The organism is Anaerotaenia torta (assembly GCF_050433395.1).
Classification (GTDB): domain Bacteria; phylum Bacillota; class Clostridia; order Lachnospirales; family Lachnospiraceae; genus Mobilitalea; species Mobilitalea torta.
Window position 1 is genome coordinate 469,604 of sequence record NZ_JBNPXH010000001.1, and the last position, 14,117, is coordinate 483,720.

The following is a 14,117-nucleotide window of genomic DNA, read 5'->3' on the forward strand; positions in this document are numbered from 1 at the left end:
CTGTTTTTATTCGGTGTAAATTATGCTATGATGATAGTTACTATAATGAACCGGATAAGGAGGGATTGATCATGAAATTGTTGTTGGTGGCGGTGAATGCCAAGTATATCCATTCTAATCTGGCAGTGTACAGCCTTCGGGCGTATGCCCGGCAGCAGGGATTTACGGGGCAGATATCTTTGGCGGAATATACGATCAATCATCCCAGGGAGGATATATTGAAGGGGATTTATCAGGAGCATGCGGATGTGATTGCCTTTTCCTGCTATATATGGAATATTGATATCATTCTCAAGCTTACAAAGGAATTGCATAAGGTACAGCCGGAGGCCAGACTGTGGCTCGGAGGCCCTGAGGTGTCTTATGATGCCGAGGCCCGTCTCTTGAAGAACTGTGAGCTGGAGGGTATTATGCTGGGAGAAGGGGAGCAGACCTTCCTGGAGCTGGCCCGGTATTATTCCTGCGGCGGTATTTCTGAGGAAGCCGGTACCAGAGGGGCGGATGCCGAAGAGACGGATACCGGATTGGAGCGAATCAAAGGAATTGCCTTTCGAAGAGGAAGGGACATACTGGTCACAGAGGCAAGGCAGCCCATGTCTCTGAATGAGATTCCCTTTCCCTATGAAGATATGACGGATTTTAAAAACAGGATCATCTATTATGAGAGCAGCCGGGGATGTCCCTTCTCCTGCAGCTATTGCCTTTCCTCTGTCGACAGGAGGGTCAGGCTCCGGGATACCGGCCTGGTGAAGAAGGAGCTGAAGTTCCTGCTGGATCAGCAGGTTCCCCAGGTGAAGTTTGTGGACAGAACCTTCAACTGTAATAAGGCCCATGCCATGGAAATCTGGCGCTTTATTAAGGAGCAGGATAATGGCATCACTAATTTTCATTTTGAAATATCGGCGGATCTGCTGGAGGAGGATGAGATTACATTTTTGGCAACGCTTCGTCCCGCCCAGATACAGCTGGAGATAGGGGTTCAGTCCACGAATCCGGACACGGTGGAGGCGATCCGGCGAAAGACGGATTTGAATCGGCTGAAGCGTAATGTTCTTCGAATCGGAGAGAGCGGAAATATTCATCAGCATCTGGATCTGATTGCGGGCTTGCCCCATGAGGACTATACCTCCTTTGAGCGTTCCTTTCAAGAGGTGTACGAGCTGAGGCCGGACCAGCTTCAGCTGGGATTTTTAAAGGTGCTGAAGGGTTCCCCCATGGAGGAAGCAAGCAGGTCCTATGGTATTGTATACCGGGATGATCCCCCCTACGAGGTGCTCTGTACGAAGAAGCTGTCCTTTGAAGAATTGCTGAAGCTGAAGGGTATCTGCGAGATGGTGGAGATTTATTATAACAGCGGCCAGTTTAAGTATGCCATGGAGTATCTGGAGCATTTCTTTCCTGCCGCGATGAGGATGTACGAGGCGGTTTACGATTATTATGAAAGCGCTGGTATGGATGCTCAGGCTCACAGCAGGATAAAGCGTTATGAGCTGCTGTGGGATTTCTTTCAGGAGAAGGCGGCCGGTGTTCTGACGGAGGAAGCGGATGAGAAGAAACGAGACAGGAGCAGCTTGTTTAAAGAAATTCTCCTGATGGACCTGTTTCTGAGGGAAGACAGCAAAAGCAGACCGGCCTTTGCCGGAGAGAGATCAGGTAAGAACTATAAAGAATACTATGACCGGTACAGGAGGGAGTATTCGCGGGAGCAAGGCTCCCGGCAGCTTCAGCTTCACATCGAGGAATTTACTTATGATATCGCGGCATCGGCTGCGGCGGGAAATGCAATAAAAAAAGAGCAGGTTCTTCTGTTTGATTACAGCAGAAGGGATCCCATTACAAAATCGGCAGCGGTTACGGTTCTGGAAGGATATTCAGGGACATAATTGCGGGATTGTATATACCGGCATATGTATTTATAAAATAAATACGCAGGCTCATAAAATGTACGTTTTGCGGGTATGTTAGAGAAAAGGAGGCATCAAGACAGATGGCAATTCAAAGGATATCCAGGAAGGAGCGGGAGAGGGTGGATCGCATTATATCCGCTTTGAACCGGGAATATACCACAGAATATAAGGTCTTTTTAAATCACGATAATCCCTGGCAGCTTCTGATTGCCACGATTCTGAGCGCGCAGTGCACGGATGCGCGGGTCAATATTGTAACGAAGGATCTGTATCAGAAATATACGAGTCTGCAGGACTTTGCAGATGCGGACCAGGAGGAGCTGGAGAAGGACATCCATTCCACCGGATTTTATAAAAATAAGGCGAAGAATATCATCGCCTGTGCAAAAGAGCTGATTGAGAAATACAACGGAGAGGTTCCCGGTGATATGGATGCCCTGACCAGCCTTGCGGGAGTCGGACGGAAGACAGCGAATGTCATCCGGGGAAATATCTTTCATGAGCCAAGTATTGTTGTGGACACCCATGTAAAGCGTATTTCCGGGCGGCTTGGCTTTACAAAAGAGGAAGATCCGGTAAAGATAGAGTTTGATCTGATGAAGCTTCTGCCCAGGGAGCAGTGGATTGCCTATAACCTTCAGATTATCACCCTGGGCCGTACCATATGCACGGCCAGAAATCCCAGGTGTGAGGAGTGCTTTTTGAAGGAAGAATGTCCGTATTACAGCAAAGCTTCCGGTCTTACCGTAAAAAAAGCTTGATAGAATGGTCAAAATATCTTAGAATAATTCTTGCATCCTAAAATGGTTTGTTTTTGATGGTGTTCAGTTCCAGGATCAGATCTTCCTTTTGTTTGATTTTGGTTCGGGATATCATCTCGGCAATGGAATCAATTCTATCCGGGCGGTTCTGCTCGTGATACAGCCTGGCTAACAGGCGGTATGATCCCGTGACATCTGTCCGGCAGGAATAAATGCTGAATTCCAGCACGGTCTGGGCGCGGGAGATAAAGCCCTTGTCTGCCAGCCGCACGGCCCATTTATGGAGCATGCTTACAAAAGAAGTGTAGTTGTTATCATACTCGGTCAGAAGGGCAAGATTCGCCGCACCGTACCGGAACTTGAGTTCCGTATTGGTCAGACCGCAGAGATTGGTCATTCTGCGGCCGGACAGCTTACGGATAAGATCCCGGTATGAATTGGCGGTGTCGTCTTCGATATCTTCCATGGGAAGGGAATCAAGGGATACCGTAAGATAATCCAGCCCGGAGATATCCTTCTTGCGTGCCAGGTTGGATTCGCGCTCCTTCTGCCAGAAGAGGTCCAGGGTTTTCTTGGACAGCCTGCTTTCCTTTTTCATTTCGTAGTGCAGCCATACGACAAAAATAAGGATAAGTGCGGAGGTGATAGGAAGACTCATAAGGGTTCACAGCCTTTCAAACAAAAATTTTAAAAAGAGGTGAAATGAATGAATTTCTATAATAAAAAATCAAAAAAAATTATATCGACAATCATAATCATTATATTGGTGTTGGCTATGACGTTGCCGACCATCCTGAGCGTACTGAACTAGGGTGTTATAAATATACATAATTCTTCCGGAAAAGTCAACGAAGGAATGCTGTAACACGGCATTCTAAAAATATGGCCTGAAAGAAAAACTTGAATAATCTTCGGTTTATGTTAAAATAGGAAGAAGTCACAAATGTAACAAAATAAGGCTCCAGAAGGATTTAGCCATTTAGAAAAGGAGGATGAATATGGGCAGGAAGAAAATTATTAAGTTCGCGATTTTTTTACTCTCCATTTCCTTTTTGTTTATCACAAGGGAATTGCTGTACCAGTCTGATTTATATGCGGGGAATGTAATGCACGCATCTGCAAAAGAGAATAATAGGACCATTGTAAAGGGCGTATTTATAGATGAGGTTGATGTCAGCGGAATGACAAAAGAGCAGGCTGAGGCTGCGGTGCGGGACTACGTGGAAGGGCTGCGGAACAAGGGTGTCGCCATCCTGATGGGTAAGAATATCGTATATACCACCATGGGCGCCCTTGGCTATGAGATGGAGGAGAATGACAATATCGATACCGCGCTGTCCCTGGGAACCAGCGGTAATCTGATCAAGCAGTATAAGGATATGAAGGACATTGAGCAGGGGAATATTGTATATCCTATTTCCTTCATTTATGACAAAACAAAGATCAGAGACATTGTTGAGGTGGATGTAAGCTCGTATAATGTGGCTCCCGTTAACGCCACGATTACCAGAAAGAACGGTAAATTTATCTACGGGGATCATGTTGTCGGAAGAAAAGTGAATGTTGATGCCACGGTTAATGCGATTTCAGAAGCCCTGGACTCCTGGAAGCGTCAGGATATCGTTGTGGAAGCAGTGGTTGAGGATGATATGCCGCTTTATACCAGGGATGTGGTGGAGCAATGCAACACCGTGATTGGTACCTTTACCACAGAATATACGGATTCGGCAGAAGGAAGAGCCGCAAACCTGGCCAACGGGGCAAGGCTGATCAATAATGCCGTACTATATCCGGGAGATGTGTTCTCCGGATACAAATACCTGACCCCCTTCACCAAGGAAAACGGTTATTATGTCGCAGGAGCTTACCTACAGGGGAAGGTAATTGACAGTGTGGGCGGAGGAGCCTGTCAGGTAACCACTACGCTGTATAATGCGGTGCTGAATGCGGAGCTTGAAGTGGTGGAACGTCAGCCCCATTCCATGACCATCAGCTATGTGGATTTATCCAGAGATGCGGCAATTGCAGGAACTTATAAGGATTTTAAGTTTAAGAATAACACGGATGCGCCCATTGTGATTGAAGCTACTACAAAGGGAAGAAGAATTACCTTTAAGCTGTGGGGAAAGGAGACCAGGGATAATAAGAACCGGACCGTGGAGTATGAGACGAAGATATTGTCCGAGACCGCGCCTCCGCCGGATGTAATCACGAAGGATCCGAACCAGCCGGAGGGCTATCGCAAGGTGACCCAGTCGGCCCATACCGGTTATAAAGCCGAGCTGTACAAGGTTGTATATGAGAATGGCATCGAGGTCAGCAGAGTTCTGGTTAATAAGAGCAATTATGCTCCGGCTCCCAAGTATGTAACCATTGGAACAAAGAAGGTAGAGACACCGGAAGAGACGACGGATCCGAAGGATACGAAAAACTCTGCCGATAAGAAGGATACGAAAAAGGACAACGATAAAAAGGATAATACCCAGCCGGATACAAATGAGCCGGATGCTTCAGGGGATGAGACCCAGGACGAGTCAGAGGCGGACAATCTTGCGAATCCTCAAGGACAGATCCAGGCGGATGTCTGGGATGAATCCTGGTATGATTGACATTATGGAGGTCAGGTATGAACGTGGGGAAAGTACCGGAAGCGGTCCTGAAGAGGTCCGTTTTAAATCAAATAGGGCATAGGCGTGAGGAAGTGCTGGTTGGTCCCGCCATTGGCGAGGATTGCAGCGTTCTTGCAATTGCTGAGGATGAGGTGCTTGTTCTTTCGACGGATCCCATTACGGGAACGGTACAGGATATCGGAACCCTTGCAGTTCATATCACAGCCAATGATATTGCTTCCAATGGAGCCGAGATCATTGGTATTATGCTTACGGTTCTCCTGCCGGAAGGAACGAAAGAGGAGCAGCTGAGAACTGCCATGCAGGATATGGAGGCGGTTTGTGAGCAGCTGGATATTGAGATTGTCGGCGGGCATACCGAGATCACCAGAGCGGTGTGCCAGCCAATTATTACCGTTACCGGTGTGGGGAAGATGAAGCGCAGTGAGATGATCAAAACTGCGGGAGCCAGGCCGGGTCAGGAAATTGTTATGACCAAATGGGCCGGTCTGGAAGGAACGGCAATCATAGCGGCAGCCAGGGAAGAAGAGCTTCGTGCCCGGTACAGCCGGAGCTTTCTGGAGGGTGCCAGGAAGATGATAAATCATATCTCTGTGGTGCCGGAAGCCCGGATTGCCAGAGAATGCGGTGTAACCTCCATGCACGATGTGACGGAGGGCGGAATTTTCGGAGCATTGTGGGAAATCGGAGCGGCTTCCAGGGTAGGCATGGAAATTGATTTGAAGAAGATTCTGCTGAAGCAGGAAACGGTGGAAATCTGTGAATTTTATGATATTAACCCGTATATGCTGATCTCCAGCGGATGTATGCTGATGGTGACGGACCGGGCAAATTATCTGGTGGACCGGCTGGAGGCGGGCGGAATTGACGCGGCGGTCATCGGCCGGATTACGGAGGGAAATGACCGTATGATTATCAACGGCGGGGAAAGACGTTTCCTGGAGCCGCCCAAAAGTGACGAGCTGTACCGGGTAATGATGGGAATGCATTCTCCAGGAAAGAATTCCTGAGGAAAGAATGCTTGATTATATATAAGGATAAAAAATTCACAGGGGAAGGGAAGGATTTTGAATGAGAGAAAAAATCTTGACTGCAATTGATAAAAACAGTAAGATTTCCGCTGCTGATCTGGCCGTTATGCTGGGCACCACCGAAGAAGAGATTGTGACCACCTTAAAGGAATTGGAGGATGAGACCGTAATCTGCGGGTACCCGACACTGATTAACTGGGATAAGGTCCATTGTGAAAGGGTGACCGCATTGATCGAGGTCAAGGTCACACCCCAGCGAGGCTTGGGCTTTGATAAGATTGCCGAGAGAATCTATCAGTTTGACGAGGTGCAGTCGGTATATCTGATGTCGGGAGGCTTTGATCTGACCGTGATTATCGAGGGCAGAACCATGAGGGAGGTGGCCACCTTTGTATCGGAGAAGCTTGCTCCTATGGAAGCGATTCTTAGCACGGGTACGCATTTTGTACTAAAGAAATATAAAGAGCATGGTCTGCCGTTGGTTCAAACCAAGCACGATGAAAGGATGTTGATTACGCCTTGAGAAATCCCCTGTCCAAAACAGTTGTGAACATACCGCCGTCCGGAATTCGGAAATTCTTTGACATTGTCAGCGAGATGAAGGACGCTATCTCCTTAGGCGTGGGGGAGCCGGATTTTGATACCCCCTGGCATATACGGGAGGAGGGCATCTATTCTCTGGAAAAGGGAAAGACCTTCTATACCTCCAACGCCGGATTGAAGGAGCTGAAGATAGAGATCTGCAATTATTTAGACCGCAGATTTGATTTACACTATGATTATAACAAGGAGGTCATCGTTACGGTGGGCGGCAGTGAAGCCATTGATATCGCTCTTCGTGCCATGCTGGATCCGGGCGATGAGGTGCTGATCCCCCAGCCCTGCTATGTATCTTACCATCCCTGTACGGTTCTTGCCGGAGGGGTTCCGATAGTGATTGAGCTGAAGGGGGAGAATGATTTTAAGCTTACCAGACAGGAGCTGGAGGCTGCCATTACTCCTAGGACGAAGGTATTAATTCTGACCTATCCCAATAATCCCACAGGAGCTATTATGGATCACACAGATCTGGAAAAGCTGGTAGATCTCATTATAGAAAAGGATTTGATGGTGATTTCCGATGAGATTTATTCGGAGCTCACCTATGGCAGCAGGCATGTGTCCATTGCCTCCTTTCCGGGAATGAAGGAGAGAACCATTGTGGTCAACGGCTTTTCCAAATCCTATGCCATGACCGGCTGGCGTCTGGGCTATGCGGCAGGTCCGGCATTGGTTATGGAGCAAATGATTAAGATACACCAATTTGCCATTATGTGCGCACCCACCACGAGCCAGTATGCAGGTCTTGAGGCAGTGAAAAACGGGGATGGCGATGTGGAAATGATGCGGGATGCCTACGATAAGAGGCGCAGATTTGTAGTTCACGCCATTCGCAGGATGGGCTTGGATTGCTTCGAGCCCTATGGGGCATTTTATGTGTTTCCCTGTATCAAAAGCCTTGGCATGACCTCGGATGAATTTGCCACCCGTCTTTTGCAGGAGGAGAAGGTTGCCGTGGTTCCGGGAACGGCTTTTGGCGATTGCGGAGAGGGGTATCTGAGGATTTCCTATGCATATTCCATTGAAAATTTGAAGACAGCCCTGGAGCGGATGGAGAACTTTGTAGAACGGCACAGACAGCTGAACTAATTGTAAGAGTTCAGTTGATAATAGTATAACATTTATGATACAATAAGTAAAATACTTAGGAGGTACGCAAATGGCCGTAAATGTAGAGCATATTAATCCGTTCTTAATGGCTGCTACAAAAATACTGAAGGAAATGTGTTTTGTTGATGCCGCGATAGGAAGACCATACATAAAGAATCCGGCTTTCTTTGACAATACATTACTTATTCTGATTGGCTTTACAGGTACAATGAAAGGACAGGCAATGATTGCATTTGAGGATCCCGTTGCCTGTGATATTGCTTCAAAGATGATCATGATGCCGGTTATGGAGATGGATGATCTGGCTAAAAGTGCAATCTGTGAGCTGGGGAATATGATTATGGGCAATACTGCAACCATATTTTCCACGAAGGGAATTGCGATTGATATAACCCCGCCTACCATCGGTAACGGTACAATGACCTTCAGTACGACTTATGCGCACAATATCTGCATACCGCTGGAATATGGGGATCATAAAAAGATTGAGATACATATTGCGATTAAAGGTGATTAGGTCACCTTTTTTCTTTGCAAGGATGTAACAGTGCAGAGGGGGGTCCAGGCGGAGAACATAATACCCCCGTAATGCACTGCTACGTAAGGACATTGTTTTGAAGGAGGAGCAGAGGCTGGAATGAATGTTGTGTTATTAGAACCGGAGATACCGGCCAATACCGGCAATATTGGAAGAACCTGCGTAGCCACCGGCACCAGGCTGCATCTGATCGAACCCTTGGGCTTTCGGTTGGATGAAAAGGAGATCCGGCGGGCCGGGTTGGACTATTGGAAGGACCTTGATGTTACAGTATACAAAAACTTTCCGGAATTCCTGGACAGGAATCCCGGAGCTAAAATCTTTATGGCTACCACAAAGGCGCAGCATTCCTACACCCAGGTGGAATACGATCCGGACTGTTACATCATGTTTGGAAAGGAAAGCGCGGGAATACCGGAGGAACTGCTGCTGGAACATAAGAAGAATACCATAAGGATTCCCATGATAGGTGATATCCGATCCCTTAACCTGGGCAATTCGGTTGCAATTATCCTGTACGAAGCCCTGCGGCAAAATAATTTCGAGGGAATGCGCATGGAAGGACAGCTTCACCGCCATAGCTGGGACGAAGCATAGAAACATGGTTACATTTGAGCCGGGAAGGGGCGGCAAGACATCCTTTTATGCAGACCGGCTGAGTGCATCTTGTGAAGCGGAGCGTCCTGAACGCACGAAGGAAAGGCAAGTAAAAGGATGTCTTGCCGCCCCTTCCCGGCTTAAATGTAATTACGGAGATTATTCCTCCGGAGCCATGGCTAAGGAAAAGATGAATTCGCTTCCCACACCCTCGGTGCTGATTACATTGATATTTTCATTGTGTGCCTGGATGATCTCCCTGGTGATGGACAGCCCGAGGCCGGTGCCCTTCTTATCCTTGCCGCGGGAGACATCGGTTTTGTAGAAGCGTTCCCATACCTTTTTGATGGAATCCTTCGGGATTCCGATGCCATAATCCTTAACAGATACGAATACCTTTTCCCCCTTTTCTTCGGTGCTGACCCGGATCTTGGAGTTGGCATGGCTGAACTTGATGGCATTGTCGATGAGATTGTAAAGCACCTGCTGTATCTTGCCCATATCTGCATTGACATAGGTCTGCCTGGCGGAGAATACCAGGTTTAAGGTAATTTTTTTATCCCTGCAGGCGCCTTCAAAGGCTTCTGCGGTTTTTTTGATGATATGATTAATATCAAAGGTCGTGATATCCAGAAAGGTTCCGTTGTTTTCAAAGCTGTTGAGCTCCAGGAGACCGGAGGTCAGCTTGGTCAGACGCTCCGTCTCAAATAAAATGATATTAAGATATTTGTCCTGCATCTCATGGGGAATGGTTCCGTCCAGAATGGCACCGGCATAGCCCTTGATGGAGGTAAGGGGGGAACGGAAGTCATGAGAGATATTGGCCACGAACTTCTTCTGGTAATCATCCAGCTTGCTCAGTTCCCCTGCCATGTAGGAGACAGCGGCTCCTAATTCCTGGTATTCGCTCAGTCCCCTGGAAGGAATGGTATAGCTATAATTGCCGGAGGAGTACTCCCTGGCGGCCTTCATCAGGTTTCGCATGGGAACTGCGGTAATGTAGTAGATATAGACAAAGAGCAGGAAGAGCATGGGCAGGAAGACCAGAAAGCAGATGTTTATGACATCCAGATAATAATTGGTCTCGTTGGTGATCTCCTTCTGGGAGGTATGCAAAATGATATAGCCCCTAAGCCGGAAGTTCACGTTGATCCGGTGGGTCAGACTGAGCATGGGCTCATAGAAAATATCCTCATAATACACATTTTCCGTTATGGTACGCTCCAGAAGGGAGGGATCAAATTCGTTGATGTCCCGCCCTTGTGCATTTCTGGAATAGGAGGAATCAGCCATAATGATTCCCTTGGAGCTCACGATCCACACACGGATGCCCAGAAAGGTGTCGATGGAACGCAATGGTACGTTAAGATTGCCCAGGGACATCTCAGAATTATAGAAATTGGCCATATATTCGGATTCGATCAGCTTGGCCTCATCCAGCAGCTGATCCTGTTTGTTGTCCTTCAATCGCCGTTCCAGCAGCCTCATACCGTATGTATTCAAAAGCAGAAACACCATGAAGCCGGTCAGAAGAAAGCAGATGATTAATCTGGACCAGAGAGTCTTTTTCATGGTATTCACCGCCTTTCTTTTTTATCTCAATTGTTCCTGTCTTTTTTATTCCTGTTATTTTTTCTGGTTCTTTACTTCGAACTTGTATCCGATTCCCCAGACAGTCCCCAGGCTCCAGTCTTGGTGATCCTTGATCTTCTCACGCAGACGCTTGATGTGAACGTCCACGGTACGGGTATCCCCATAATATTCATAACCCCAGATGTGATCCAGAAGCTGTTCTCTGGTGAAGACCTGATTGGGGTGGGACGCCAGGAAATACAGTAATTCCAGCTCCTTTGGCGGCATTTCTATATTCTCGCCCAGATACTGGACGGAATAATTGCTGAGGTTAATCATCAGATCTCTGTAGGCGACATAGTCGCCGGTAGGGGCGGGAGCCTCGGGTTCTTCCGCCGCATTGGCATTGCCGGGGTGGAAACGGCGCAGCACAGCCCGCACTCTGGCCACCAACTCCTTGGAATCGAAGGGTTTGATGATATAATCATCCGCCCCCAACTCCAGTCCCAGGACCTTGTCAAAGATCTCACCCTTGGCGGAAAGCATGATGATGGGAACGGAGGAGGTCTTGCGAATCTCGCGGCATACCTCATAGCCGTCGATGCCCGGCAGCATCAGGTCTAAGAGCACCAGATTCGGCTGGTAGGAAGCAAATTCATGGATAGCGGCCTCGCCGTCGTGTACGATCCGGGTATCAAAGCATTCCTTTGTAAGATAAAGGGATATAAGCTCTGCTATATTGACATCATCATCTACAATCAGTATTTTCTGCTTTGCAATCATAGAGACTCCTTTCCAATACAAAAACTTATTTAAATTCAACTATGGTTACGCCTTCGCCGCCCTCACCGAAGGCACCCAGGCGGAAGGATTTTACATAGCTCAGCTTCTTTAAGCGGGCATGGACGGCGCCTCGCAGGGCTCCGGTGCCGCGGCCGTGGATTACCGTTACCTGGGGCAGGTGAGCCAGATAGGCATCGTCCAGATATTTCTCCAGCTCGGACAGAGCCTCGTCCACTGTCTTGCCGATGAGGTTGATATCCGGGTGAATGGTAGCGGACTTGGACATCTTAATCTTGCCGCTCTGGGTCTTGTTATAGCCGGGGGCAGTGATAACCTCCTCGTCAATTAGTTCGATATCCTTAATATTCACCAGGGAGCGCAGGATGCCCATCTGGACATAGAGATCCCCCTTGGCATTGGGAAGAGTGCTTATGGTGCCCTTGAGATTCAGACTGATGACATTGACCGAATCTCCGATCTTAAGCTTATTGGCGGAAGGAGCCTTGTCCGGCTTTTGCTTCCGCTGTGAATGAGGAGCCTCACTTCCGCTTAAGCGTTCTCTTAAGTCTGCCCGCTCACTTTCCATATCCTTAATATGACCGCCCTCCTGGAGCCATTTGTTATAGCGGCGGATGCTCTGGTCTGCGAATTCCTTGGCCTCCTGAAGAACCGCGGCAGCCTGCTCTTTGGCCTCCTTCATAAGACGTTCCCGGCTGGCATCCAGGGATTCACTCTTGCGGGCAAGGTTTTTCTTTAACTGCTCGATTTCCTGCTTGTACCTGGCTAATTCCTCCTGCTCCCGTTCGATGGTCACACGGTTTGCCTCCAGGTCACTGATCAGATCCTCAAAGCTCTTCTCCTGGTGTCCGATTCTTTCCTTGGCGTCCGCAATGATATAATCCGGCAGTCCCAGCTTCGAGGAAATGGCGAACGCATTACTCTTGCCGGGAATACCAATTAGGAGCCGGTAGGTGGGACGCAGGGTCTCCACATCAAATTCACAGCAGGCATTGGATACCCCTTCGGTAGACAGGGCGTAAATCTTCAGCTCGCTGTAATGAGTGGTAGCCATAACCCGGATATCCCTGCTGTGAAGATGGGACAGGATGGACATGGCAAGAGCGGCACCCTCGGTCGGATCGGTTCCGGCACCAAGCTCATCGAAGAGAACCAGGGAATTGGCATCTGCCTTTTCCAGTATCTTTACAATATTGGTCATATGGGAGGAGAAGGTGCTGAGGCTTTGCTCGATGCTCTGCTCATCTCCGATATCCGCGTATACTTCTTCAAATACAGCCAGCTCGGAGCCGTCAAAGGCAGGGATATGAAGCCCCGCCTGGCCCATAAGGGTCAGCAGTCCCACTGTCTTCAGGCTGACGGTCTTACCGCCGGTATTGGGGCCGGTGATGATCAGCATGGTAAAATCCTTGCCCAGCATGATATCAATGGGCACCACCTTCTTGGCATCGATCAGGGGATGACGGCCCTTCTTGATATGCAGCAGCCCCTTCTGGTTAAAGCGGGGCTCGGTACCCTTCATTTGCTTGGACAGGGCGGCTCGGGCAAAGATGAAATCCAGCATGGACAGAGTGTGGAAGTCATAGTTCAGGCTGTCACAATGCTCTGCGGCCTGACTGCTGAGTTCCTCCAGTACCTTCTCAATCTCCTCCTGCTCCCGGATTGCCAGTTCCCTCAGCTCATTATTCAGGCGGACGATGGCAACCGGTTCAATGAACAGGGTGGAACCGGTGGAGGATTGATCGTGGATCATTCCCTGGAACTGGTTCTTGTATTCGGAGCGGACAGGAAGGCAGTATCTTCCGTTACGCATGGTAATAATATTCTCCTGAAGCAGGTTGCGGGAAGAATTGAGGATGGAGCCCAATTCGTTGTGAAGCTTGTCATTGGCATTCTTAATAGCCCGGCGGACGCTCTTTAAAGCAGGGCTGGCATCGTCGGCAATCTCCTCTTCCGAGATGATACAGCGGCGGATTTCGTTATTTAATTGAGTCAGAGGCTCCAGGTTGGCAAAGAACTCCGTTAGGGAATCCTCTGTCATGGCCTCGCTATCCTTGCCGGTATATCCCCCATAGGCCTTGATGCGCAGGACGGCATCCAGATCGGAGCTGATATGCAGAAGCTCCGCCGCACTGAGGGAGGAGGCAATCTTCAGCCTCATAACGGAGGGACGGATGTCGTGAATCCCGTTAAAGGAGACGCTTCCTTTGCGCAGCAGCCGGGACAGCGCATCGCTGGTCTGCTGCTGCAGGGCCCGGATCGTCTCCAGATCTGTCTGCGGCAGCAGCTGGGAGCACAGCTCCCTTCCGTAGCCGGTACCGGCCAGGGAGGATAATTTATCGATAATCTTATTATATTCCAGGGTTCTTAATGCTTTCTCATTCATGATGCGGTTCAAGCCTTTCTGTAAGCTGTACTGGGACAGCGTTCTTCCTGTGGTTTAAAGATACTATATCTATTCTACCTTATGTTGTAAAAAAATAAAACTACAATTTATGAATTAGGAGAATCTTTTACCGGATACGAACCTGGTCTTGTGTCGTCCAATCTGTGCAGGGGGGAAATCCGAT

General features: G+C 48.6%; 12 protein-coding genes. 8 read left to right on the top strand and 4 right to left on the bottom strand.

The genetic code is table 11. The features are described from left to right. Positions 1-71 precede the first annotated feature (71 nt). Together HNQ56_RS02050 and nth are read left to right on the top strand one after the other, a co-directional pair. Entirely contained in the window at positions 72-1,883 is a 1,812-nt protein-coding gene (locus tag HNQ56_RS02050; RefSeq protein WP_429142259.1) for a B12-binding domain-containing radical SAM protein, read from the top strand. A gap of 104 nt (positions 1,884-1,987) precedes the next feature. Beyond that, the gene (gene nth / locus HNQ56_RS02055) at positions 1,988-2,668 is read left to right on the top strand and encodes an endonuclease III (RefSeq protein WP_429142261.1); all 681 of its coding nucleotides are present in this window, start codon (positions 1,988-1,990) and stop codon (positions 2,666-2,668) included. Positions 2,669-2,705: 37 nt separating this feature from the next. Here nth and HNQ56_RS02060 read toward each other — a convergent pair whose 3' ends face one another. Beyond that, entirely contained in the window at positions 2,706-3,266 is a 561-nt protein-coding gene (locus tag HNQ56_RS02060; RefSeq protein ID WP_429142263.1) for a hypothetical protein, read from the bottom strand. A 400-nt stretch (positions 3,267-3,666) separates the two neighbouring features. On the opposite strand from HNQ56_RS02060, the gene HNQ56_RS02065 reads away from it, so the two are divergent. The 6 genes from HNQ56_RS02065 to HNQ56_RS02090 all read left to right on the top strand — a co-directional run bounded on the left by HNQ56_RS02065 (position 3,667) and on the right by HNQ56_RS02090 (position 9,174). Next, positions 3,667-5,277, top strand: coding sequence for a VanW family protein (locus HNQ56_RS02065; protein WP_429142264.1), 1,611 nt, complete (start codon positions 3,667-3,669; stop codon positions 5,275-5,277). 17 nt (positions 5,278-5,294) lie between these two features. After that, positions 5,295-6,308 (top strand): AIR synthase family protein, encoded by a 1,014-nt coding sequence (locus tag HNQ56_RS02070; RefSeq protein ID WP_429142266.1) that lies wholly within the window; start codon positions 5,295-5,297, stop codon positions 6,306-6,308. Positions 6,309-6,369: 61 nt separating this feature from the next. After that, complete coding sequence (locus HNQ56_RS02075; RefSeq protein ID WP_429142268.1) at positions 6,370-6,852, top strand: Lrp/AsnC family transcriptional regulator; 483 nt, start codon at positions 6,370-6,372, stop codon at positions 6,850-6,852. Further along, positions 6,849-8,018: an aminotransferase class I/II-fold pyridoxal phosphate-dependent enzyme gene (locus HNQ56_RS02080; RefSeq protein WP_429142270.1), complete on the top strand. Its 1,170-nt coding sequence runs from the start codon at positions 6,849-6,851 to the stop codon at positions 8,016-8,018. The genes HNQ56_RS02075 and HNQ56_RS02080 overlap by 4 nt, the downstream gene beginning before the upstream one ends. 70 nt (positions 8,019-8,088) lie before the next feature. After that, positions 8,089-8,556 carry a chemotaxis protein CheX gene (locus HNQ56_RS02085; protein WP_429142272.1) on the top strand — a complete coding sequence of 156 codons (468 nt, stop codon included), beginning with the start codon at positions 8,089-8,091 and terminating at the stop codon, positions 8,554-8,556. 120 nt (positions 8,557-8,676) lie between these two features. Then, positions 8,677-9,174, top strand: coding sequence for a tRNA (cytidine(34)-2'-O)-methyltransferase (locus HNQ56_RS02090; protein ID WP_429142274.1), 498 nt, complete (start codon positions 8,677-8,679; stop codon positions 9,172-9,174). A gap of 159 nt (positions 9,175-9,333) precedes the next feature. Here the strand turns inward: HNQ56_RS02090 and HNQ56_RS02095 are convergent, their stop codons facing one another. From HNQ56_RS02095 to HNQ56_RS02105, 3 genes are read right to left on the bottom strand one after another with little or no spacing between them, the layout of a single operon-like run. After that, entirely contained in the window at positions 9,334-10,746 is a 1,413-nt protein-coding gene (locus tag HNQ56_RS02095) for a sensor histidine kinase (protein ID WP_429142276.1), read from the bottom strand. Positions 10,747-10,800: 54 nt separating this feature from the next. Then, positions 10,801-11,529 (bottom strand): response regulator, encoded by a 729-nt coding sequence (locus HNQ56_RS02100; RefSeq protein WP_429142278.1) that lies wholly within the window; start codon positions 11,527-11,529, stop codon positions 10,801-10,803. Between the two features lie 25 nt (positions 11,530-11,554). After that, entirely contained in the window at positions 11,555-13,933 is a 2,379-nt protein-coding gene (locus HNQ56_RS02105; protein WP_429142280.1) for an endonuclease MutS2, read from the bottom strand. Between the last annotated feature and the right edge of the window lie 184 nt (positions 13,934-14,117).

Coding starts and splice junctions, on each gene's coding strand:
- HNQ56_RS02050 (WP_429142259.1), top strand. CDS start 72: ATGAAATTGTTGTTGGTGGCGGTGAATGCCAAGTATATCCATTCTAAT.
- nth (WP_429142261.1), top strand. CDS start 1,988: ATGGCAATTCAAAGGATATCCAGGAAGGAGCGGGAGAGGGTGGATCGC.
- HNQ56_RS02060 (WP_429142263.1), bottom strand. CDS start 3,266: ATGAAAAAGGAAAGCAGGCTGTCCAAGAAAACCCTGGACCTCTTCTGG.
- HNQ56_RS02065 (WP_429142264.1), top strand. CDS start 3,667: ATGGGCAGGAAGAAAATTATTAAGTTCGCGATTTTTTTACTCTCCATT.
- HNQ56_RS02070 (WP_429142266.1), top strand. CDS start 5,295: ATGAACGTGGGGAAAGTACCGGAAGCGGTCCTGAAGAGGTCCGTTTTA.
- HNQ56_RS02075 (WP_429142268.1), top strand. CDS start 6,370: ATGAGAGAAAAAATCTTGACTGCAATTGATAAAAACAGTAAGATTTCC.
- HNQ56_RS02085 (WP_429142272.1), top strand. CDS start 8,089: ATGGCCGTAAATGTAGAGCATATTAATCCGTTCTTAATGGCTGCTACA.
- HNQ56_RS02090 (WP_429142274.1), top strand. CDS start 8,677: ATGAATGTTGTGTTATTAGAACCGGAGATACCGGCCAATACCGGCAAT.
- HNQ56_RS02095 (WP_429142276.1), bottom strand. CDS start 10,746: ATGAAAAAGACTCTCTGGTCCAGATTAATCATCTGCTTTCTTCTGACC.
- HNQ56_RS02100 (WP_429142278.1), bottom strand. CDS start 11,529: ATGATTGCAAAGCAGAAAATACTGATTGTAGATGATGATGTCAATATA.
- HNQ56_RS02105 (WP_429142280.1), bottom strand. CDS start 13,933: ATGAATGAGAAAGCATTAAGAACCCTGGAATATAATAAGATTATCGAT.